Source organism: Streptomyces sp. SCSIO 30461 (assembly GCF_037023745.1).
GTDB lineage: Bacteria > Actinomycetota > Actinomycetes > Streptomycetales > Streptomycetaceae > Streptomyces.
Map to the genome: position 1 here is coordinate 1003845 of NZ_CP146101.1, position 19542 is coordinate 1023386.

Sequence of the window (19542 nt, forward strand, 5' to 3'; positions counted from 1 at the left end):
AGCGGGGCCGGACGCGCACCCTCGAGGGGTGCCCGAAACGCCGCGAACGCCGCGACACCGCGTAGCCGGGTTGCTTGGGAGAGCGACCGACCTCGGCTAGGGTCCCGGCGTCGTGAGCACTTCGCAGGGCAGTCACCGCACCGCGGCCGGCGCCTGCGCCGCCATCGAACCCGACTCGGGGACGGGCGGCGCCCGCGCCGGTGAACGCTGTGCCGCCTGGCGCCGCAGGGCGCGCGGCGGCCGTCCCCGGCACTCCTTGAGCCTGCGCCGTCTCGTGCCGCAAGCCCTCGTGATCGCGGTACTCGCCGGCGGTACCTCCACCTTCGTCGCCGCCGACAAGGCCGTCCTGCTCAGCGTCGACGGCGTGCCGCACCGCCTGCACACCTTCGCAGGCGATGTGGCGGAGCTGCTCGCCGAAGAGGGTGTGGCCTTCGGTGAGCACGACATCGTGGCGCCCGCGCCCAGCACGTCCCTGGCCGACGGGGACGAGATCGTGGTGCGCTACGGCCGCCCCGTCACCCTCAGCATCGACGGCCGGCGCCGCGCGGTGTGGACCACGGCCCACACGGTCGAGGACGCGCTGGACCAACTCGGGGTGCGGGCCGAAGGCGCGTACCTGTCCGTGTCCCGTTCGCTGCCGATCTCACGCGACGGTCTACGCCTCGACGTACGTACCGAGCGGGAGATCACCGTACGCGCCGACGGCCGCTCCCACACGGTCCGTACCAACGCCGCCACCGTCCGGGAGGTCGTCGATGCGGCCGGGATCCGCCTGAACGGCCAGGACACCACATCCCTGGCCCCCGGCAGCTTCCCGCGCGACGGCCAGACCATCACCGTCCTGCGGATCACCACGGGCGAGGAGGCCCGTGAGGAGCACGTCCCGTACCCCACGGTCCGGGTCGAGGACCCCGAGCTGGCATCCGGCACCGAACGTGTCGAACAGCGCGGACGGCACGGTGTGCGCCGCACCACCTTCGCCGTGCGCACCGTCAACGGCGTACGCGACGGCCGGCCGCGCAAGATCGCGGAAAAGCTGGTGCGGGAGCCGCGCGCCGAACGTGTCAGGGTCGGCACCAGGCCGTGGCGCGTCCACGAGGGAGGCGGCTGGGCCGGCGGCGCCGGGAGCGCCGGCGTCACCGAGGTGGCCGCCGGTACCGGGGGCACCAAGGGTGCCGAGGGCCTCGACTGGAACGGTCTCGCCGCCTGTGAGTCCGGTGGTCGGCCGGGGGCTGTCGATCCGTCCGGCACATACGGCGGGCTCTACCAGTTCGACAAGCGCACCTGGCGCTCGATGGGCGGCCGCGGACGGCCCCAGGACGCCCCGGCGGCGGAGCAGACGTACCGGGCCAAGAAGCTCTATTCGCAGCGGGGGGCGAATCCGTGGCCGCACTGCGGCCGTAGGCTGTACCGGTGAGCACCACCGACCCCGATGCCCTCCTCGGCCCCGCCGACATCCGAGAACTGGCCGCAGCGCTTGGCGTACGCCCCACCAAGCAGCGCGGCCAGAACTTCGTCATCGACGCCAACACCGTTCGCAGGATCGTCCGCACCGCCGAGGTGCGCCCCGACGACGTGGTGGTGGAGGTGGGCCCCGGACTCGGCTCGCTGACCCTCGCACTGCTGGAGGCGGCGGACCGGGTGACGGCCGTCGAGATCGACGATGTGCTGGCCGCCGCGCTCCCCACGACGATCGCCGCCCGGATGCCGGAGCGCGAGGACCGCTTCGCGCTGGTCCACTGCGACGCCATGCACGTGCAGGAGCTGCCGGGACCGCCGCCGACCGCGCTCGTCGCGAACCTCCCGTACAACGTGGCCGTACCGGTGCTGCTGCACATGCTGGACCGCTTCCCGACCATCGAGCGCACGCTGGTGATGGTGCAGGCGGAGGTCGCCGACCGGCTCGCCGCCCGGCCCGGCAACAAGGTGTACGGCGTGCCTTCGGTGAAGGCCAACTGGTACGCCGAGGTCAAGCGGGCCGGGGCGATCGGCCGCAATGTCTTCTGGCCCGCGCCCAACGTCGACTCCGGGCTCGTCTCCCTGGTCAGGCGCACCGAGCCGGTGAGGACGACCGCTTCCAAGGCCGAGGTGTTCGCCGTGGTCGACGCGGCCTTCGCACAGCGCCGCAAGACCCTGCGGGCGGCGCTCGCCGGCTGGGCGGGCTCCCCAGCGGCCGCCGAGGCCGCACTGGTCGCGGCCGGGATCTCCCCGCAGGCGCGGGGCGAGTCGCTGACGGTGGAAGAATTCGCCCGTATCGCGGAGCACAAGGGGGCGATGTGAGGCTGAGCGCGGGCGTCACCGTACGGGTACCGGCCAAGGTCAACGTCCAACTGGCGGTGGGCGGGGCCCGCCCCGACGGCTATCACGACCTGGCCAATGTCTTCCTGGCCGTCGGTCTCTACGACGAGGTCACGGTCACCCCGGCCGACAGCCTGACCATCAGCTGCACGGGCGCGGACGCCGACCAGGTCCCCCTCGACCGCGGGAACCTCGCCGCCCGCGCCGCCGAATTGCTCGCCGCCCGGCACGGTATCGAGCCGAACGTGCACATCCACATCGCCAAGGACATCCCCGTCGCGGGCGGTATGGCGGGCGGCAGCGCCGACGGGGCGGGCGCGCTGCTGGCCTGCGACACGCTCTGGGGCCTGGAGTCCCCGCAGTCCGCGCTGCTCGACATCTGCGCCGAGCTCGGCAGTGATGTGCCGTTCAGCCTGGTCGGCGGCGCGGCGCTGGGCACCGGCCGCGGCGAGCGGCTCACCGTACTGCCGGTCGGCGGGGACTTCCACTGGGTGTTCGCGGTCGCCTACGGCGGCCTGTCGACGCCCGCCGTGTACCGGGAGTTCGACCGCCTGAACGCGGATGTGGCCGTCCCCGCCCCGGTCGCCTCGTCGCAACTGCTCGAAGCCCTGCGCACCGGCGACACGAGCGCCCTGGCGGGCTCGCTGGTGAACGACCTCCAGCCGGCGGCGCTCTCGCTGCGCCCCTCGCTCGCGGACACGTTGGCGGCGGGTACTGCTGCCGGGGCGCTGGCCGCGCTGGTTTCCGGATCCGGCCCCACCACGGCGTTCCTCGCGAAGGACGCGGACGCGGCGGCGGGAATCGCCGAGGCCCTGCTGGCCTCGGGCAGCTGCCGTACGGCCAGGGCCACCGGTGCACCCGCTCGGGGCGCGACGGTGATCCAGTACTCCGGTGCGGTTTCGTGATCTATCCGGCAGGACCGTCGTCGGTAGTGGCTGTGTCGGGCTGTTGCCTGGCGGCGTCTGCGCCGGGTTGACCGGTGCAGCAGCCTGGGCGGTCATGGCCGGTGGGCCGGAGACGGCGGCAGGCAGGTGACGGATTTCCGGGACGGGCAAGGAGATCGGCTCGATGCCGTGAGCCGTGGGTGCGCCGAACGATCTTCGTTTGTCCGCACCAACCGATGACCACGGGGTGCCCCCGTTCCCAGCCGGGTCCGTCACAAGATCGCGAAATCAGAGCGCGCCGGGAGTCTCGTTGCCCTCGACATTGGCCACCATCCTGCGCAGCACCTTGAGTGCGGCCACGTACTCCTCGTCGGTGATGCCCTGGTGGACCACGGCACGCACCTCGGTCGCCAGCTCACGGAGCCGTACTCTGGCGGCTTCCCCGGCATCCGTGAGGTGCAGACGCTGCCCGTCGTCGATCCGCAGCCATTCGCGGTGGAGCAACTGGTCGACGACCCTGGCGATCTCGTGCGGTCCGTCGGCAAGGTGCGTCAGCTGCGCGACGACCTCCTCACGGCTCGGCGCCGGGGGACCGCCGTTCACGCGGTTGAGTACCCAGTACTGCGGCTGCGTGACGTCGATCCTGGCCATGGCGTCACGCAGATGTCGGGTGACGGCCGTTTGGGTCAGGCCGCACCAGTACCCGACCGGCTGAGCGGCCAACATGCCATCGGTGGCGGCCGGGTTGGCCGGCGCCTGGTCGGTGGTGGATCCAGTCAGTGATTCCATGATCGCGACGCTACATTCCTCCGGCGCGCCGAACCATCGGAACGCGACATTCAGCCACGGCCTGGTACTACGAGTACTCACAGGTGATTTGAGTACGAGAACGCTGTCGCCCGCATACCGCACCCCGTGAACCTGGCTGCATGGGATCAAGCGTTCGTGAGCTCGCCGAAGCCACCCCGGACACCAGGGACCGCTACGTAGACCTGCTGAGGGTCGCCTCGCTCGGCACGGTCGTGCTCGGCCACTGGCTGATGGCCGCGGTGACCGCCGACGGTGTCGGCAACCTCCTCGCCGTCGTCCCGCAACTGCAACCGCTCACCTGGGCCCTGCAGATCATGCCGGTCTTCTTCTTCGTCGGAGGCTTCTCGCACGCGCTCTCCTACCGCTCGCTGAGCCGCCGCCGGCCGGAGGGATCCGTGTACGCGCTCTTCCTGCGCGCCCGGCTGCGGCGGCTGCTGCGGCCCACGATGGTGTTCATCGCGGTATGGGGCGCCGCGGCGCTGACCATCCAATTCCTGGGCGGCGGGGGCGGACTCACCGAGGTCACGCTGCGGCTGGTCACCCAGCCCCTGTGGTTCATCGGCGTCTATCTGGCCATGGCCGCCTGCACCCCGCCGCTGCTGAAGCTCCACGAGCGCCACGGCTGGGCCGCGTTCGGTGCGCTCGCGGGCGGCGCGGTCGCGGTGGACGTACTGCGGTTCGCCTTCGGTGTCGCATACGTGGAGTTCCTGAACTTCGCCTTCGTCTGGCTCGCCGTCCACCAACTCGGCTTCCTCCGCGCCGACGGGCGCCTGCGTTTCCCCGCCGCCCTGGCGCTCGGCGGCCTCACCGGAGCCGTCGCGCTGGTCGCCCTCGGCCCGTATCCGCTGTCCATGGTCGGCATGCCGGGGGAGGAGGTCTCCAACATGGCCCCGCCCACCCTCGCCCTGTTGTGCCACGGCCTCTGGCTGGTCGGTGCGGTGGAACTGCTGCGCGCCCCCGGCACGCGCCTGGTGGCCCGCTCCCGTGTCTGGCGTACGGTCGTCGCCGCGAACGGCATCGCGATGACCGCGTTCCTGTGGCACCTCACCGCCATGCTCGGCGTCTACGGCGTTCTCCTCGCCACCGGCACCTCCCTCCCCGCCCCGGCCACGGCGGCCTGGTGGGCCCAGGCCCCGCTGCGTGTCGTCGCCGCGGCGGTCCTCACGGCGCTGCTGGTCGCCGCCTTCCGCACCTTCGAGCGCCCCTCCCCGCTCTCCCCGCCTGCCACCCCGGCCGGCCCCGGCTCCGGCCCGCTGGCGGCCCTCGGCATCACCTGCTGCCTGCTCGGCGTGCTCGGACTGTCCATGGTCGGCTTCGGGGGCCTGCTGGAAGGTCGCTCGGCCATGCTGATCGCCTTCCCGGTGACGGCCCCGGTGGCGGTGGCGATGGCGCTGGGAGGGTGGCTGCTGGTGGAGCGGCCGGGGTTCGGGACGCGGCGCACGGAGCGGTGAGCCCCGTCGTACGCGGACGTCGGTGACGTACCGCGGCCGAGGGCGACACGGCCCCGCATCGGGCAACGACGTCCGGTCCCGGCGAAACGCTTGAAACACGGACCGCTTTGTCGTGCGCGGTGAATTCACACGGCACGGCGAGCACCGGTCAGGGCTCCGGCCCCACGCCGTCACGGTGAGCGGCTCAGGGCGAGCGCCCTCGCCGCCGGCCCGGGACGGCCCGTACGGCCATGGGCTGCGGGGCCGTCCCCGAGCCCTGTCGCCGGCTTGCCGCACCGGCGTTCGCGTACCGGCCCCGAGCGGCCGTCGCTCGTCCGTCGGCGACTAGGCTGGGAGGTCGATCGATCCCCCTGTCAGGAGAGAAATGGCCGTCAACCTGGTCAATGTCGAGGCAGCCAGCAAGGTGTACGGCACCCGTGCCCTGCTCGACGGAGTGTCGCTCGGCGTGTCCGAGGGGGACCGTATCGGTGTCGTCGGGCGCAACGGAGACGGGAAGACCACCCTGATCCGGATGCTCGCCAAGCTGGAGGAGACCGACACCGGTCGGGTCACCCACAGCGGTGGGCTGCGGCTCGGAGTGCTGACGCAGCACGACTCCCTCGACCCGGGCGCCACCATCAGGCACGAGGTCATCGGTGACCTCGCCGACCACGAGTGGGCCGGGAACGCCAAGATCAGGGACGTGCTCACCGGACTGTTCGGCGGGCTCGACCTCCCCGGGTTCCCGCAGGGTCTCGACACCGTCATCGCGCCGCTCTCGGGTGGGGAGCGGCGGCGGATCGCGCTGGCCAAGCTGCTGATCGGCGAGCCGGACCTGATCGTGCTGGACGAGCCCACCAACCACCTCGACGTGGAGGGCATCGCCTGGCTCGCCCGCCACCTCCAGGCGCGACGCTCCGCGCTGGTGTGCGTCACCCACGACCGGTGGTTCCTCGACCAGGTCTGCACTCGTATGTGGGACGTGCAGCGGGGCACGGTGTACGAGTACGAGGGCGGCTACTCCGACTATGTCTTCGCCCGCGCCGAGCGCGAGCGGATCGCCGCCACCGAGGAGGTCAAGCGGCAGAACCTGGTCCGCAAGGAGCTGGCCTGGCTGCGGCGGGGGGCGCCGGCGCGTACGTCGAAGCCCCGGTTCCGGGTCGAGGCGGCCAACGAACTGATCAAGGACGTGCCGCCGCCGCGCGACACGTCCGAGCTGATGAAGTTCGCCACCACCCGGCTCGGAAGGACCGTCTTCGACCTGGAGAACGTGACCGTCCAGGCCGGTCCCAAGGTGCTGCTGAAGCATCTGACCTGGCAGCTCGGCCCGGGTGACCGGATCGGGCTGGTCGGCGTCAACGGCGCAGGGAAGACCTCGCTGCTGCGGGCCATGGCGGAGGCCGCCCGCAGCGAGGGCGAGGTGCAGCCCAGCGCGGGGCGGATCGTCAGCGGCAAGACCGTGAAGTTGGCCTACCTGTCGCAGGAGGTCGCCGAACTCGATCCCGCCCTGCGCGTGCTGGAGGCCGTGCAGCAGGTGCGGGACCGCGTCGATCTCGGTAAGGGGCGGGAGATGACGGCCGGACAGCTGTGCGAGCAGTTCGGCTTCTCCAAGGACAAGCAGTGGACCCCGGTCGGCGATCTCTCGGGTGGTGAGCGGCGGAGGCTCCAGCTGCTGCGGCTGCTGATGGACGAGCCGAACGTGCTCTTCCTGGACGAGCCCACCAACGACCTGGACATCGAGACCCTGACCCAGCTCGAGGACGTTCTCGACGGCTGGCCCGGCTCGATGATCGTGATCTCGCACGACCGCTTCTTCGTGGAGCGTACGACCGACCAGGTGTACGCGCTGCTCGGCGACGCCTCGCTGCGGATGCTGCCGCGGGGCATCGAGGAGTACCTGGAGCGGCGCCAGAGGATGATCGAAGCCGCCGTCCCCGCCCCGGTCGCCCCGGCGGCGGGAAGTCCGGCCGCTCCCGAGAAGTCCGCCGCGGAGCTGCGCGCTGCGAAGAAGGAACTCCAGAAGATCGAGCGGCAGTTGGACAAGCTCTCCGAGAGCGAGGCGAAGCTGCACGCGCAGATCGCCGAGAACGCGACCGACTTCGCGAAGGTGGCGGAACTCGACGCGAGACTGCGTGGACTGGTGGTGGAGCGCGAGGAGCTGGAGATGCGCTGGCTGGAGCTCGCCGAGGACTCCTGAGTCCAGGCGGCGGGACCGGTGAGCGGAGCCGGGGCCTGGGCAGCGCGCCCTGCTGTCGGTGCCTTTGAGCGCCGACCGTGCCGAGTACCTCGCCGCGACCCCCGGCGCGGGGCCGCGGTCGAGTCACCGGTGCCTCGTCCGCGCCCCACCACTGGCGCCACCACTGCCTCCACCGCCGCGAAAGGCGCCGTGAACGCGCCAGCGGAACGCGTTGCTCGAACGAGTCCGGCGCCCTGATCCATTAGATCGCGGCGCCGGGCCGTTTTGGCGAAGAATTCGGCAATCTGGGGGGCTTCTGGCAGGTAACGGGCGCACAACGTCGAACAAGCGTGTAGCTTGCCGGGTCAACAGGGCTGGGTGGCCGGGGGGCCGACTCCAGGGGTATTGGGGGGTTTGCTCGAATGGGTGTGCGGCTCATGGTGGTCGATGACCACCGACTGCTCGCGGAGGCGCTCGCATCGGCGTTGAAACTGCGCGGGCACCGGGTGCTCGCTGCGGCGGCGCCCACGGCGGGAGCGGCCGAGCTGGTGGTGAGCAGGGCACCGGAGGTGTGCCTGCTGGGCACGGGGACACCCGCCGAGCCGGGGGTCTTCGACCCGATCGCGCGGATCAAGCGGGAGCGCCCGCAGGTCGCGGTGGTGGTGCTGGGGCCCGTACCGTCCCCGCGCGGGATAGCCGCGGCGTTCGCGGCCGGTGCGTCGGGATACGTACGCCATGACGAGCGCATCGAAGGCGTCGAGCGCGCCATGATGAAGGCCCGCGCGGGGGAGACGGCGGTGGCGCCGCAGCTGCTTCAGGGAGCCTTCGCCGAACTGCTGAACCCGGCGGTCCAGCCGGACGACGAAGGGCAGCGGCTGCTGCGGATGCTCACCCCGCGCGAGGTGGAGGTGCTCGTCCGGGTGGCAGAGGGTGAGGACACGCGGCTGATCGCCGCAGGCATGGGCATAGCTCCCAGCACCGCGCGCACGCATGTCCAGCGCGTGCTGATGAAGCTCGGCGTCGGTTCCAGGCTGGAGGCGGCAGCACTCGCGGCCCGCACGGGTCTGCTGGACCGTGCGCCGGAAGTGCCCCGCCAGGCCGACTGAGCCGTGAGCCGTGAGTGCCCCTCCACCCCGGAACAGCGCTCCTGGGCTTCGGCGCTCAGCGACGGCGCACGCATAGAGTCCCCACAGATCCGTCTGGGACCCTTCTCCTGCGCTTCGACCGGACCGTCGGCCCCGACGAGCCGCCGACGCCCTATGTCGCCGCGTGGCACCAGGCGCCGTTCGACGACGAGCGGCGTGGTGACTTCGCCCTGAATCCGGCACCGTCCGTCGCCCGCCCGGCAAACTGAAGTACCTCGCCGGGTCGGAGTCCGGCACGAGCGTGTTCACGAACGATGTGCGGCCCGAGGCCGCGGCCGAGCGACTGCGAGAGGTGGCGACGACCACATGAGCGACTATCTGGTGACGGGCGGGGCCGGCTATGTGGGCGGTGTCGTGGTGGCACACCTGCTGGAGGCGGGCCACCGGGTGACGGTGCTCGACGACCTGTCCACCGGCTTCCGCGCGGGCGTGCCGGATGGCGCCGACTTCATCGAAGGCCGGGTCCAGGACGCCGCCCGGCTGCTGCGCCCCGGCTTCGAGGGAGTGTTCCACTTCGCCGCGTACTCCCAGGTCGGCGAGTCGGTCGCGGACCCCGAGAAGTACTGGACGAACAACGTCGGCGGGACCATGGCCCTGCTGGCCGCGATGCGCTCGGCGGGGGTGGACAAGCTGGTGTTCTCGTCCACCGCCGCCACCTACGGCGAGCCGGTGTCGACCCCGATCACCGAGACCGACCCGACCGCCCCCACCAACCCCTACGGCGCGAGCAAGCTGGCCGTCGACCAGATGATCAGCGGCCACTGCGCCGCGTACGGGCTCGGCGCAGCCTCGCTTCGCTACTTCAACGTGGCTGGCGCGTACGGTGACTGCGGTGAGCGCCACGACCCCGAGTCGCATCTGATTCCGCTGGTCCTCCAAGTGGCACTCGGCACCCGTGCGGCGATCTCCGTCTACGGCGACGACTACCCGACGCCCGACGGCACCTGCGTACGGGACTACATCCATGTCGCCGATCTGGCGGAGGCGCATCTGCTCGCCATGGACCGGATCGCCACCGGTGAGCACCTCATCTGCAACCTCGGCAACGGCAACGGATTCTCCGTCCGTGAGGTCGTCGAGACGGTCCGCAAGGTCACCGGACATCCGGTGCCCGAGGTGGTTGCCGCCCGCCGACCGGGCGACCCGGCCGTACTCGTCGCCTCCGCCGACGCGGCCCGTGAACGGCTCGGCTGGAGTCCGTCGAGGGCCGACCTCGCCGGGATCGTCGCCGACGCCTGGGAGTTCGCACAGGCCAGGGCCGCGGCGCGCGGCTGAGTTCACGGGTGATGCCTCAGCGATGGCGGGCCGGCACCTGGAGAGCGAACGGAGGGACCGCGGAATGCCATGGCGGGCCGGCCCCGGTCAGCCGGGTGCGATCCGGCTGAGGTGCTCCCAGGACTGGTGGAGGTCCGTTCGGGCCTGGTTCATCTCCAGGACGTGATCGAAGGACTGGCTGCCGACTGCAAGCCGTCGGGGCGGGTCCGGCAGCGCGGCCAGTTCCATGATGACCGGGGGCCCGGGCGCTGGGTGCGCGTGCCCGGCGCCTCCCGTGGCAACCGCTGCTGTCTGCCGCGCCCGGTGACAGCGGCCTATGGCAGGGCGTCATGTCAGCGCGATATGACCGCGAAACGTGCCAATCCCTGTCTACTTCTGTCTCAGAACGAAACACCTGACACACGGTGAACGCGCTGGCCAAACAGTTCTGTCAATGTGCTTCCGCTTCCCGTCCCCAGCCTTACTCTGAAGCACAGCACTGGTGGGGACCGGTGCTGATCAGGGGGCGAGACGGCCGGGTACGCCGCTCCGGGCGGGGTAGTCAAGTCAGAAGCGCGGCGACGGCTGTCGGGGCGGGCACAGCACTCCTTCCGGGCGCCGTACGAGCGCGGCAGGGCTCGTTGAAGTGTGCCGGAATACTCCGGAAATATGCAGCTTGGGGGTGTCGTGGTTCGAATTCGGGTCCTGGTGGTGGACGACCACCGGATCTTCGCCGAGTCGCTGGCCGCGGCACTCGCGGCCGAGCCGGACGTGGAGGTGGCGGCGGCCGGAAGCGGCCCGGCCGCACTGCGCTGTATGGACCGCGCGGCGGCCGACGGGCGCAGATTCGATGTGATGCTCGTGGACGCGGACCTCGGCGTCGCCGCCGCAGCGGCTGCCGCGGCCCCGGCCGCGCCGGTCGTCGCCCGCGCCGTGCCGGACAACGGCGACGGCGGTTTCGTGGACGGCATATCCCTCGTCGCCGCGGTCCGCTCGGCCCGTCCGGCAGTGCGTTCCATCGTGCTCGCGGAGAAGGACGACCCGCGCCGGGCGGCGCTCGCGTTGCAGGCCGGGGCGTCGGGCTGGCTGGCCAAGGACTGCTCGTTGCAGCGGCTGCTCACGGTGATCCGGGGCGTGCTCCGCGAGGAAACCCATCTGCCTCCCGCGCTGCTCACCGCTGTGCTGAGGGAGCTCACCGCCGCACGCAAGCACCGCACGGAGAGCGAGCAGTTGGTGGAGTCGCTGACTCCGCGTGAACGCGAGGTGCTGCGCTGCATGGTCGCGGGCCTCGGCCGCAAGGCCGTCGCGGAGCGGCTCTTCCTGTCTCCGCACACGGTTCGCACGCATATGCAGAACGTGCTGGGAAAGCTGGGGGTGCACTCCACTCTGGCCGCCGTCGCGCTGGCCCGTCGAGCCGGTGTCGGACCGGTGGAACTGGGTCCGGCCGGTCTAGCCGGGGACGTTGTCGAACGGGGCGGTCAGCTGGCGTAGCAGTGCCGCCAGTTCGCCGCGCTGTGTCCGGGACAGCTCGGCCAGGATCGCCCGCTCCTGATCCAGCAGTCCGGCCAGCGCCTGATCGGCGCGGTCCCGCCCCTCGGGGGTGAGTCGGACAAGCACGCCGCGCCGGTCGCTCGGGTCGGGCAGCCGTTCGACAAGGCCCTTCTTCGTGAGGCGGTCGATCCGGTTGGTCATCGTGCCGGAGGTCACCAGGGTCTGTGTCAGCAGCTGGCCCGGGGAGAGCTGGTAGGGGGCGCCCGCACGCCGCAGTGACGTCAGTACGTCGAATTCCCAGGGCTCCAGGCTGTGCTCGGAGAACGCCAGTCGGCGCGCACGGTCGAGATGGCGGGCCAGCCTGGAGATACGGCTGAGCACCTCGAGCGGTTCCACGTCGAGGTCGGGGCGCTCGCGGCGCCAAGCAGCAACCAGTCGATCGACCTCGTCCTCCATGACGATCAGTGTAGATGGTCCCTCGACATGAAGTCTCTTGACGTCAAGATATAGTCGGGTGGACTATGGGGCATGGTCGGGCCGAACCTCGTTCCGTTTGGCTGCTTCGTTCCAGCAAGGGGGCTCGAACATGCATTCCGTACCAACCTGGGATCCTCAGCAGTACCTCCGACATTCCGGGCACCGCACCCGCCCGTTCCTTGATCTCCTCGCCCGTATCCCCGACCCGCCGCACGGTCCGGACGGCCGTCCCGCCCGCATCGCGGACATCGGCTGCGGACCGGGCAATGTCACCGTCCTGCTCGCCGACCGCTGGCCCGACGCCCGCATCACGGGACTCGACCTCTCCCCGGAGATGCTCGCCCGTGCCGAGAAGGAACACGCGGGTCCGACCCCCGGCGGTGGCTCGATCGACTTCCGCCTCGCCGACGCCGCGCGCTGGATCCCCGACGAGCCCTACGACCTGATCGTCTCCAACGCCGCCCTGCAGTGGGTGCCCGGCCACCCCGGCTCCTTCGCCGCCTGGATCGACGGCCTCGCACCCGGCGGCACCTTCGCCTTCCAGGTCCCTGGGAACTTCACCTCGCCCAGTCACGCCCTGCTCGGCGAACTGTGTGAATCGGCCCGGTGGCGCGACCGCCTCGGCGACCACGGCCGCCGCTTCGTCCATGTCCTGGAGCCCGCCGACTACCTGCTGCGGCTCGCCGACCTCGGCTGCGAGACCGATGTCTGGGAGACCACGTACTCCCAGCTGCTCGGCGGCGAGGACCCCGTACTGGACTGGGTGAAGGGCACGGCTCTGCGGCCGGTCCTCACCGCACTCGACGGGGACCCGCAGGCGGCGGCCGAATTCCTCGACCAGTACCGCGATCTGCTCCGCAAGGCCTACCCGCCAGGTCCGCATGGCACGGTGTTCCCGTTCCGGAGGATCTTCGCGGTGGCCCGCAAGGCCGTCTGAGGGACGGCCCTTGGTCACCGACACCGAAGCCGATACTCGGGGGGACCCATGCTGACCGCCGTCGACCACGTCCAGCTCGCCGCACCCACCGGCAGCGAGGAGGAGCTGCGCGCCTACTACGCGGATGTCCTCGGGATGACCGAGATCCCGAAGCCACCGGTGCTGGCCGCACGCGGCGGTTGCTGGTTCCAGGCGGGAGGCGTCGTGCTGCACCTCGGTATCGAGCAGGACTTCCACCCGGCCCGCAAAGCCCACCCCGGCCTGCGTGTCACCGGGATAGAGGCATATGCCGACCGCCTCGCATCCCGCGGAGCCGAGGTCGTCTGGGACGAGAACCTCCCCGGCCACCGCCGCTTCTACTCGGAGGACCCGGTGGGCAACCGCCTGGAGTTCCTGGAGCCGCTGGCCTGACGGCCCGGTGCCCTCGGCCGGCGGGCCGCCCTCGGCCGAGGGCACCGGGGACCGTGACGACGCCCGCTCCCCGATCGGGTGAACGGTGCTCGAACGCCTCCGCAGGGCGGCGTCGCGGTGTCGCTTGTGCCGCAGTGGCGTCCGCGCCCAGCCTCTGAGAGGGGCTCAGCTCTTGCGGTGCCCTATCAGCCGCGGCTTCTGCTCAAGCCCGTCCAGACCGTGCCAGGCCAGGTTCACCAGATGCGCCGCGACCTCCGCCTTCTTGGGCTTGCGCACATCCAGCCACCACTGGCCGGTCAGCGCCACCATCCCCACCAGGGCCTGGGCGTACAGCGGCGCCAGCTTCTGGTCGAAGCCGCGGTTCTTGAACTCCATGCCCAGGATGTCCTCGACCTGCGTGGCGATATCGCTGATCAGCGAGGCGAAGGTGCCGGTCGACTGGGCGACCGGCGAATCACGCACGAGGATGCGGAATCCGTCGGTGTACGTCTCGATGTAGTCGAGCAGCGCGAACGCCGCCTGCTCCAGCAGTTCGCGCGGATGCCCCGCGGTGAGCGCCCCGGTCACCATGTCCAGGAGCTGGCGCATCTCGCGGTCCACCACCACCGCGTACAGGCCTTCCTTGCCGCCGAAGTGCTCGTACACCACCGGCTTGGAGACCCCGGCCTTCGCCGCGATCTCCTCCACCGACGTGCCCTCGAAGCCCCGCTCGGCGAACAGCGCCCGGCCGATGTCGAGCAGTTGCTGGCGTCGCTCCGCCCCCGTCATCCGCACCCTGCGTACTCGCCGGGGCCTGTCGCTGCTGCTACCGCCGTCAATCGCCACGTCGTCAATCATGCCGTCTTCGCGGGCCGCTTCTGCCGCCGGGCGTCGATCCGGTCCGCGCTCGGCCAGCGCACGTCGTAGGCCCAGCCCGCCAGCTCGAACCAGCGGATCAGCCGGGCGCTGGAGTCGATCTGGCCGCGCATCACACCGTGCCGGGCACTCGTCGGGTCGGCGTGGTGCAGGTTGTGCCATGACTCGCCGCAGGACAGCACCGCCAGCCACCACACGTTGCCCGAGCGGTCACGGGACTTGAACGGCCGCTTGCCCACCGCGTGGCAGATCGAGTTGATCGACCAGGTGACATGGTGCAGCAGCGCCACGCGTACCAGCGAGCCCCAGAAGAACGCGGTGAACGCGCCCCACCACGACATCGTCACCAGACCGCCGACCAGCGGCGGGATCGCCAGCGACACCATGGTCCAGAGCGCGAACTGGCGGGACACCGCCCGCAGCGCCGGGTCTTTGATCAGGTCGGGGGCGTACTTCTGCTGCGACGTCTGCTCCTGGTCGAACATCCAACCGATATGGGCCCACCACAGGCCCTTCATCAGCGCCGGGACCGTCTCCCCGTAGCGCCACGGCGAGTGCGGGTCACCCTCGGCGTCCGAGAACCGGTGATGCTTGCGGTGGTCGGCCACCCAGCGCACCAGCGGGCCCTCCACGGCCAGCGAACCCATCACGGCGAGCACGATCCGCAGCGGGCGCTTGGCCTTGAAGGAGCCATGGGTGAAGTAGCGGTGGAAGCCGATCGTGATGCCGTGGCAGCTGATGTAGTACATCGCCACCATCAGGCCCAGATCCAGCCAGCTCACCCCCCAGCCCCAGGCCAGCGGCACCGCCGCGAGGAGGGCGAGGAACGGCACGGTGATGAACGCCAGCAGGGCGATCTGCTCGACCGAGCGCTTCTTGTCGCCGCCGAGAGTGGCGAGTGGGAGCGCGTGGTCACCTTCTTCGTCGGGTTTCCGGGCGTCGTCGATCACATCGGGGCTTGTGGTCATGGGGGTCCCCTGGCGGGTGAGATGTGCGAATGGTTCGTGGCTGTGACCGGCCGCGGCCTTCCGTGAGCCGTATGCGACCGTCTGCTGTCTTCTGGGCCGTCCGTGACTTCTGTGGCTGTCTGCGGCCGTCTGTGGCTGTCCGTGTCGGTCTACGGTTCCGTAACCTACGGCGTCGTAAGTATGGCAGCGTGCAGCCTCGCGGCAAGAGGGCCCTGGACAACGACTGGAGAACGGCCACCTATCCTGGTCCCCGTCGGACAGCGCGGTCCGCAAGACTCCGGAAACCCCTCCAGACGTGCTCAAACACTGCAAGGAGCCGCACCTGTGAGCAGTGCCGACAACACCTCGAACGCCAGCGCCGAACTGCGCTCGGACATCCGCCGACTGGGCGATCTGCTCGGCGAGACCCTCGTACGCCAGGAGGGCCCGGACCTCCTGGACCTCGTCGAGCGGGTCCGCGCCCTCACCCGTACGGACGGCGAGGCAGCGGCCGCGCTGCTCGGCGACACCGACCTGGAGACCGCCGCCAAGCTCGTACGGGCGTTCTCCACCTACTTCCACCTGGCGAATGTCACCGAGCAGGTGCACCGGGGTCGTGAGCTGCGTGAACGGCGCGCCGCCGAAGGCGGACTGCTGTCCCGCACGGCCGACATGCTCAAGGACGCCGACCCCCGGCATCTGCGCGAGACGGTGCGCAACCTGAACGTACGGCCCGTGTTCACGGCCCATCCCACCGAAGCCGCCCGCCGGTCCGTACTCAACAAGCTCCGGCGCATCGCCGAGCTCCTCGAAACACCGGTCATCGCAGCCGACCGGCGCCGCCACGACCTGCGGCTCGCCGAGAACATCGACCTCGTCTGGCAGACCGACGAGCTCCGCGTAGTCCGCCCCGAGCCCGCCGACGAGGCCCGCAACGCCATCTACTACCTGGACGAACTCCACGCGGGCGCCGTCGGCGACGTACTCGAGGACCTCGCCGCCGAACTCGAGCGCGTCGGCGTCGAGCTGCCGCCCGGCACCCGCCCGCTCACCTTCGGCACCTGGATCGGCGGCGACCGCGACGGCAACCCCAACGTCACCCCCGACGTCACCCGTGACGTACTGATCCTCCAGCATGAGCACGGCATCACCGACGCACTCGAAAGCGTCGACCAGCTGCGCGCCCTGCTGTCGAACTCCATCCGCTACACCGGGGCCACCGAGGAACTACTCGAATCCCTCCAGACCGACCTGGAGCGCCTCCCTGAGATCAGCCCCCGTTACAAGCGGCTGAACGCCGAAGAGCCCTACCGCCTCAAGGCCACCTGCATCAGGCAGAAGATCGTCAACACCCGTAAGCGCCTCGCCGAGGGCCGTGCCCACGAACCCGGCCGCGACTACCTCGGCAGCGCGGCACTGCTGCACGACCTGGAGCTCATCCAGACCTCGCTGCGCGCCCACCGCGGCGGCCTGTTCGCCGACGGCCATCTCGACCGCACCATCCGCACCATCGCCGCCTTCGGGCTCCAGCTCGCCACGATGGACGTGCGCGAGCACGCGGACGCCCACCACCACGCACTCGGCCAGCTCTTCGATCGGCTCGGCGAGGAGACCTGGCGCTACGCCGACATGCCGCGCGACTACCGGCAGAAGCTGCTCGCCAAGGAGCTGCGCTCCCGTCGCCCGCTCGCCCCCACCCCGGCGCCCCTGGACGCCGCAGGCGCCAAGACCCTTGGTGTGTTCCACGCCGTCAAGGAAGCCTTCGAGCGCTTCGGGCCCGAGGTCGTCGAGTCGTACATCATCTCCATGTGCCAGGGCGCCGACGATGTGTTCGCCGCCGCCGTGCTCGCCCGTGAAGCCGGGCTGATCGACCTGCACGCGGGGTGGGCGAAGATCGGCATCGTGCCGCTGCTGGAGACGACCGACGAGCTGAAGGCCGCCGACGTCATCCTCGACGGCATGCTCGCCGACCCGTCCTACCGGCGGCTCGTGGCCTTGCGCGGTGACGTCCAGGAGGTCATGCTCGGCTACTCGGACTCGTCCAAGTTCGGCGGTATCACCACCTCCCAGTGGGAGATCCACCGCGCCCAGCGCCGACTGCGTGACGTCGCCCACCGCTACGGGGTGCGGCTGCGGCTCTTCCACGGCCGCGGCGGCACCGTCGGGCGCGGCGGCGGCCCCACCCACGAGGCCATCCTCGCCCAGCCCTGGGGCACCCTCGAAGGCGAGATCAAGGTCACCGAACAGGGCGAGGTCATCTCCGACAAGTACCTCATCCCCTCGCTGGCCAGGGAGAACCTGGAGCTGACGGTGGCCGCAACCCTCCAGGCCTCCGCCCTGCACACCGCCCCGCGCCAGCCCGACGAGGCCCTCGCCCGCTGGGACGCCGCGATGGACACCGCGTCCGACGCCGCCCACACCGCCTATCGGCGTCTCGTGGAAGACCCGGACCTGCCCGCGTACTTCTTCGCCGCGACCCCCGTCGACCAGCTCGCCGAGCTCCACCTCGGTTCGCGCCCCTCACGCCGCCCCGACAGCGGCGCGGGGCTCGACGGGCTTCGGGCGATCCCCTGGGTGTTCGGTTGGACCCAGTCACGGCAGATCGTTCCCGGCTGGTACGGCGTCGGTGCCGGACTCAAGGCGATGCGGGACGCCGGACTCGACTCCGTACTCGAAGAGATGTACGAGAAGTGGCATTTCTTCCGCAACTTCATCTCCAACGTCGAGATGACCCTCGCCAAGACCGACCTGCGCATCGCCCGGCACTACGTCGACACCCTCGTGCCCGAACACCTCAAGCACGTCTTCGCCACCATCGAGGCCGAGCACACCCTCACCGTCCAGGAGGTTCTGCGGATCACCGGCGGCAAGCGACTCCTCGACTCCAACCCGGCACTCCAGCAGACCTTCGCCATCCGCGACGCCTACCTCGACCCGATCTCCTACCTCCAGGTCTCCCTGCTCGCCCGCCAGCGGGCAGCAGCCCAATCCGGCGAGGAAGCCGACCCGCTGCTGTCACGAGCCCTGCTGCTCACCGTCAACGGAGTCGCCGCCGGACTGCGCAACACCGGCTGACACCCCTACCGCATACGTGAGGCGGGGGTCCGGACGACCGGACCCCCGCCTCACGTATGCGGCTCGATCAGACGTGCTCGATCAGACGCTCGTTCGATCACGGTGCGACGGCATCGGAGCGCGACTCGATCGGAGTGCCACTCGATCAGAGCGCGAAGAATGCCCCCAGCAGCAGTGCCCCACCGGCCGCCGCAGCCCCCCAGGCGACCCGCGTCAACCGCAGCCCGCCCCCGATCACCAGCGCCGCCAACAGCAGCGCTCCGCCCAGCGGGACCCACGCGTGCAGTGCCCCCGGCCAGCCGGCACGCACGACCTCATCCGTGCCCGGCTTCACCACCACATCGAGCCGGTCGCCCCTGGCCACCGCCACCGACCGGTCGATCGTCATACCGTCAAGCGCCCCCGGAGACCCCTCCGGATCGAACGGCCCCGTGCACGTCTCCGCACCACACCGCACCACCGTCAGCGTGCCGTGCTCACGCCCCTTGGACAGCACCACATGCTGCGCCGTACCCCACGACGACCACACCCCGGCGGCCAGCAGCAGCACCGCCACCAGCACCGTGGCGGCACGGCGGCCATGCTCCACCATCCGGCCGGACGGCCTACGCCTCCGCTCCTGCTTACGCCTCCGAGACGCCGGCTTCCGGGACGACTTCCGCTCCATGGAGCGCGATCCTTCGGTACCCGCCCGCACCAGGTCAACCTCCGGCCGGTGCTATGAGTCGCTTGTCAGGAGTTGTACGTGCCCTGCGCCCGCTCCAGGCCCTCCGACACCAGACACTCCACCGAGTCCGCCGCCCGGTCCACGAAGTAGCCCAGCTCCTTCCGCTCGGTCGACGAGAAATCCTTCAGCACGAAGTCCGCCACCTGCATCCGTCCCGGCGGACGCCCGATACCGAACCGCACCCGGTGGTAGTCGGCGCCCATCGCCTTCGTCATCGACTTCAGCCCGTTGTGGCCGTTGTCCCCACCACCGAGCTTCAGCCGCAGCACCCCGAAGTCGATGTCCAGCTCGTCGTGCACGGCCACGATGTGGTCCACCGGGATCTTGTAGAAGTCCCGCAGCGCCGCCACCGGGCCGCCCGACAGGTTCATGTACGACATCGGCTTCGCCAGGATCACCCGGCGGTTCGCCGGACCCGGAGGACCGATCCGTCCCTCCAGCACCTGCGCCTGAGCCTTCGTCGCCCGCTTGAACTTCCCGCCCATCCGCTCGGCGAGCAGATCGGCCACCATGAACCCCACATTGTGGCGGTTGCCCGCGTAGTCCGGCCCGGGATTGCCGAGCCCGACGACCAGCCAGGGAGCCGCCGCGTCCGTCGTCATCTGCTGCATGTCTCCTTCATAGC

The 19542-nt window shown here is 70.7% G+C and carries 18 protein-coding genes and 1 pseudogene; 12 read left to right on the forward strand and 7 right to left on the reverse strand.

What is annotated here, in order from left to right; genetic code table 11:
• Positions 1-112: 112 nt before the first annotated feature.
• Genes V1460_RS04605 through V1460_RS04615 form a run of 3 tightly spaced genes read left to right on the forward strand, consistent with a single transcriptional unit; the run spans position 113 to position 3203 of the window.
• On the forward strand, positions 113-1417 hold the full coding sequence (locus V1460_RS04605; RefSeq protein WP_338672293.1) for a ubiquitin-like domain-containing protein: 1305 nt from the start codon (positions 113-115) through the stop codon (positions 1415-1417).
• Positions 1414-2280, forward strand: a complete 867-nt coding sequence (gene rsmA, locus V1460_RS04610) for a 16S rRNA (adenine(1518)-N(6)/adenine(1519)-N(6))-dimethyltransferase RsmA (RefSeq protein ID WP_338672295.1) — start codon at positions 1414-1416, stop codon at positions 2278-2280. The genes V1460_RS04605 and rsmA overlap by 4 nt, the downstream gene beginning before the upstream one ends.
• 2 nt (positions 2281-2282) lie before the next feature.
• Positions 2283-3203 carry a 4-(cytidine 5'-diphospho)-2-C-methyl-D-erythritol kinase gene (locus V1460_RS04615; RefSeq protein WP_338677891.1) on the forward strand — a complete coding sequence of 307 codons (921 nt, stop codon included), beginning with the start codon at positions 2283-2285 and terminating at the stop codon, positions 3201-3203.
• A 267-nt stretch (positions 3204-3470) separates the two neighbouring features.
• On the opposite strand, the gene V1460_RS04620 is transcribed toward V1460_RS04615, so the two are convergent.
• Positions 3471-3971, reverse strand: a complete 501-nt coding sequence (locus V1460_RS04620; RefSeq protein ID WP_338672296.1) for a MarR family winged helix-turn-helix transcriptional regulator — start codon at positions 3969-3971, stop codon at positions 3471-3473.
• 140 nt (positions 3972-4111) lie between these two features.
• Between V1460_RS04620 and V1460_RS04625 the strand changes: the two genes are divergently transcribed.
• From V1460_RS04625 to galE, 5 genes and pseudogenes are all read left to right on the forward strand, one after another.
• On the forward strand, positions 4112-5443 hold the full coding sequence (locus V1460_RS04625; protein ID WP_338672298.1) for an acyltransferase: 1332 nt from the start codon (positions 4112-4114) through the stop codon (positions 5441-5443).
• A 364-nt stretch (positions 5444-5807) separates the two neighbouring features.
• Positions 5808-7619, forward strand: a complete 1812-nt coding sequence (locus tag V1460_RS04630; RefSeq protein WP_338672299.1) for an ABC-F family ATP-binding cassette domain-containing protein — start codon at positions 5808-5810, stop codon at positions 7617-7619.
• Between the two features lie 401 nt (positions 7620-8020).
• Complete coding sequence (locus V1460_RS04635) at positions 8021-8704, forward strand: response regulator transcription factor (protein WP_338672300.1); 684 nt, start codon at positions 8021-8023, stop codon at positions 8702-8704.
• 54 nt (positions 8705-8758) lie between these two features.
• Positions 8759-9053: pseudogene (locus tag V1460_RS04640) on the forward strand (galactose-1-phosphate uridylyltransferase); the annotation flags it as partial.
• Positions 9050-10018, forward strand: a complete 969-nt coding sequence (galE, locus tag V1460_RS04645) for a UDP-glucose 4-epimerase GalE (RefSeq protein WP_338672301.1) — start codon at positions 9050-9052, stop codon at positions 10016-10018. The pseudogene V1460_RS04640 and the gene galE, both read left to right, overlap by 4 nt.
• A gap of 87 nt (positions 10019-10105) precedes the next feature.
• Here the strand turns inward: galE and V1460_RS04650 are convergent, their stop codons facing one another.
• Positions 10106-10246: a hypothetical protein gene (locus V1460_RS04650; protein WP_338672302.1), complete on the reverse strand. Its 141-nt coding sequence runs from the start codon at positions 10244-10246 to the stop codon at positions 10106-10108.
• Between the two features lie 438 nt (positions 10247-10684).
• On the opposite strand from V1460_RS04650, the gene V1460_RS04655 reads away from it, so the two are divergent.
• The gene (locus V1460_RS04655; RefSeq protein ID WP_338677892.1) at positions 10685-11488 is read left to right on the forward strand and encodes a response regulator transcription factor; all 804 of its coding nucleotides are present in this window, start codon (positions 10685-10687) and stop codon (positions 11486-11488) included.
• On the opposite strand, the gene V1460_RS04660 is transcribed toward V1460_RS04655, so the two are convergent.
• A complete protein-coding gene (locus tag V1460_RS04660; protein ID WP_338672303.1) occupies positions 11447-11944 on the reverse strand; it encodes a MarR family transcriptional regulator in 498 nt (165 codons plus the stop codon). The two genes, V1460_RS04655 and V1460_RS04660, sit on opposite strands and share 42 nt — an antisense overlap.
• A 130-nt stretch (positions 11945-12074) precedes the next feature.
• Between V1460_RS04660 and V1460_RS04665 the strand changes: the two genes are divergently transcribed.
• Both V1460_RS04665 and V1460_RS04670 read left to right on the forward strand, forming a co-directional pair.
• Positions 12075-12902: a trans-aconitate 2-methyltransferase gene (locus V1460_RS04665; protein WP_338672304.1), complete on the forward strand. Its 828-nt coding sequence runs from the start codon at positions 12075-12077 to the stop codon at positions 12900-12902.
• Between the two features lie 48 nt (positions 12903-12950).
• Positions 12951-13313 (forward strand): VOC family protein, encoded by a 363-nt coding sequence (locus tag V1460_RS04670; protein WP_338672305.1) that lies wholly within the window; start codon positions 12951-12953, stop codon positions 13311-13313.
• A 165-nt stretch (positions 13314-13478) separates the two neighbouring features.
• On the opposite strand, the gene V1460_RS04675 is transcribed toward V1460_RS04670, so the two are convergent.
• Together V1460_RS04675 and V1460_RS04680 are read right to left on the reverse strand one after the other, a co-directional pair.
• Complete coding sequence (locus tag V1460_RS04675; RefSeq protein WP_338672306.1) at positions 13479-14150, reverse strand: TetR/AcrR family transcriptional regulator; 672 nt, start codon at positions 14148-14150, stop codon at positions 13479-13481.
• Positions 14147-15136, reverse strand: a complete 990-nt coding sequence (locus V1460_RS04680; protein WP_338672307.1) for a fatty acid desaturase — start codon at positions 15134-15136, stop codon at positions 14147-14149. The genes V1460_RS04675 and V1460_RS04680 overlap by 4 nt, the downstream gene beginning before the upstream one ends.
• Positions 15137-15460: 324 nt before the next feature.
• Between V1460_RS04680 and ppc the strand changes: the two genes are divergently transcribed.
• Positions 15461-18190 carry a phosphoenolpyruvate carboxylase gene (ppc, locus tag V1460_RS04685; protein ID WP_338672308.1) on the forward strand — a complete coding sequence of 910 codons (2730 nt, stop codon included), beginning with the start codon at positions 15461-15463 and terminating at the stop codon, positions 18188-18190.
• A 145-nt stretch (positions 18191-18335) separates the two neighbouring features.
• Here ppc and V1460_RS04690 read toward each other — a convergent pair whose 3' ends face one another.
• A complete protein-coding gene (locus V1460_RS04690; protein ID WP_338672310.1) occupies positions 18336-18782 on the reverse strand; it encodes a hypothetical protein in 447 nt (148 codons plus the stop codon).
• A 140-nt stretch (positions 18783-18922) separates the two neighbouring features.
• Entirely contained in the window at positions 18923-19519 is a 597-nt protein-coding gene (gene pth / locus V1460_RS04695; protein ID WP_338677893.1) for an aminoacyl-tRNA hydrolase, read from the reverse strand.
• Positions 19520-19542: the final 23 nt, after the last annotated feature.

Bases quoted from the DNA above. Each gene is read 5' to 3' on its own strand.
- V1460_RS04670 (WP_338672305.1), top strand. From the start codon at position 12,951: ATGCTGACCGCCGTCGACCACGTCCAGCTCGCCGCACCCACCGGCAGC.
- V1460_RS04625 (WP_338672298.1), top strand. From the start codon at position 4,112: ATGGGATCAAGCGTTCGTGAGCTCGCCGAAGCCACCCCGGACACCAGG.
- pth (WP_338677893.1), bottom strand. From the start codon at position 19,519: ATGACGACGGACGCGGCGGCTCCCTGGCTGGTCGTCGGGCTCGGCAAT.
- V1460_RS04620 (WP_338672296.1), bottom strand. From the start codon at position 3,971: ATGGAATCACTGACTGGATCCACCACCGACCAGGCGCCGGCCAACCCG.
- V1460_RS04675 (WP_338672306.1), bottom strand. From the start codon at position 14,150: ATGATTGACGACGTGGCGATTGACGGCGGTAGCAGCAGCGACAGGCCC.
- V1460_RS04630 (WP_338672299.1), top strand. From the start codon at position 5,808: ATGGCCGTCAACCTGGTCAATGTCGAGGCAGCCAGCAAGGTGTACGGC.
- V1460_RS04665 (WP_338672304.1), top strand. From the start codon at position 12,075: ATGCATTCCGTACCAACCTGGGATCCTCAGCAGTACCTCCGACATTCC.
- V1460_RS04650 (WP_338672302.1), bottom strand. From the start codon at position 10,246: ATGGAACTGGCCGCGCTGCCGGACCCGCCCCGACGGCTTGCAGTCGGC.
- galE (WP_338672301.1), top strand. From the start codon at position 9,050: ATGAGCGACTATCTGGTGACGGGCGGGGCCGGCTATGTGGGCGGTGTC.
- V1460_RS04635 (WP_338672300.1), top strand. From the start codon at position 8,021: ATGGGTGTGCGGCTCATGGTGGTCGATGACCACCGACTGCTCGCGGAG.
- V1460_RS04680 (WP_338672307.1), bottom strand. From the start codon at position 15,136: ATGACCACAAGCCCCGATGTGATCGACGACGCCCGGAAACCCGACGAA.
- V1460_RS04660 (WP_338672303.1), bottom strand. From the start codon at position 11,944: ATGGAGGACGAGGTCGATCGACTGGTTGCTGCTTGGCGCCGCGAGCGC.
- V1460_RS04690 (WP_338672310.1), bottom strand. From the start codon at position 18,782: ATGGTGGAGCATGGCCGCCGTGCCGCCACGGTGCTGGTGGCGGTGCTG.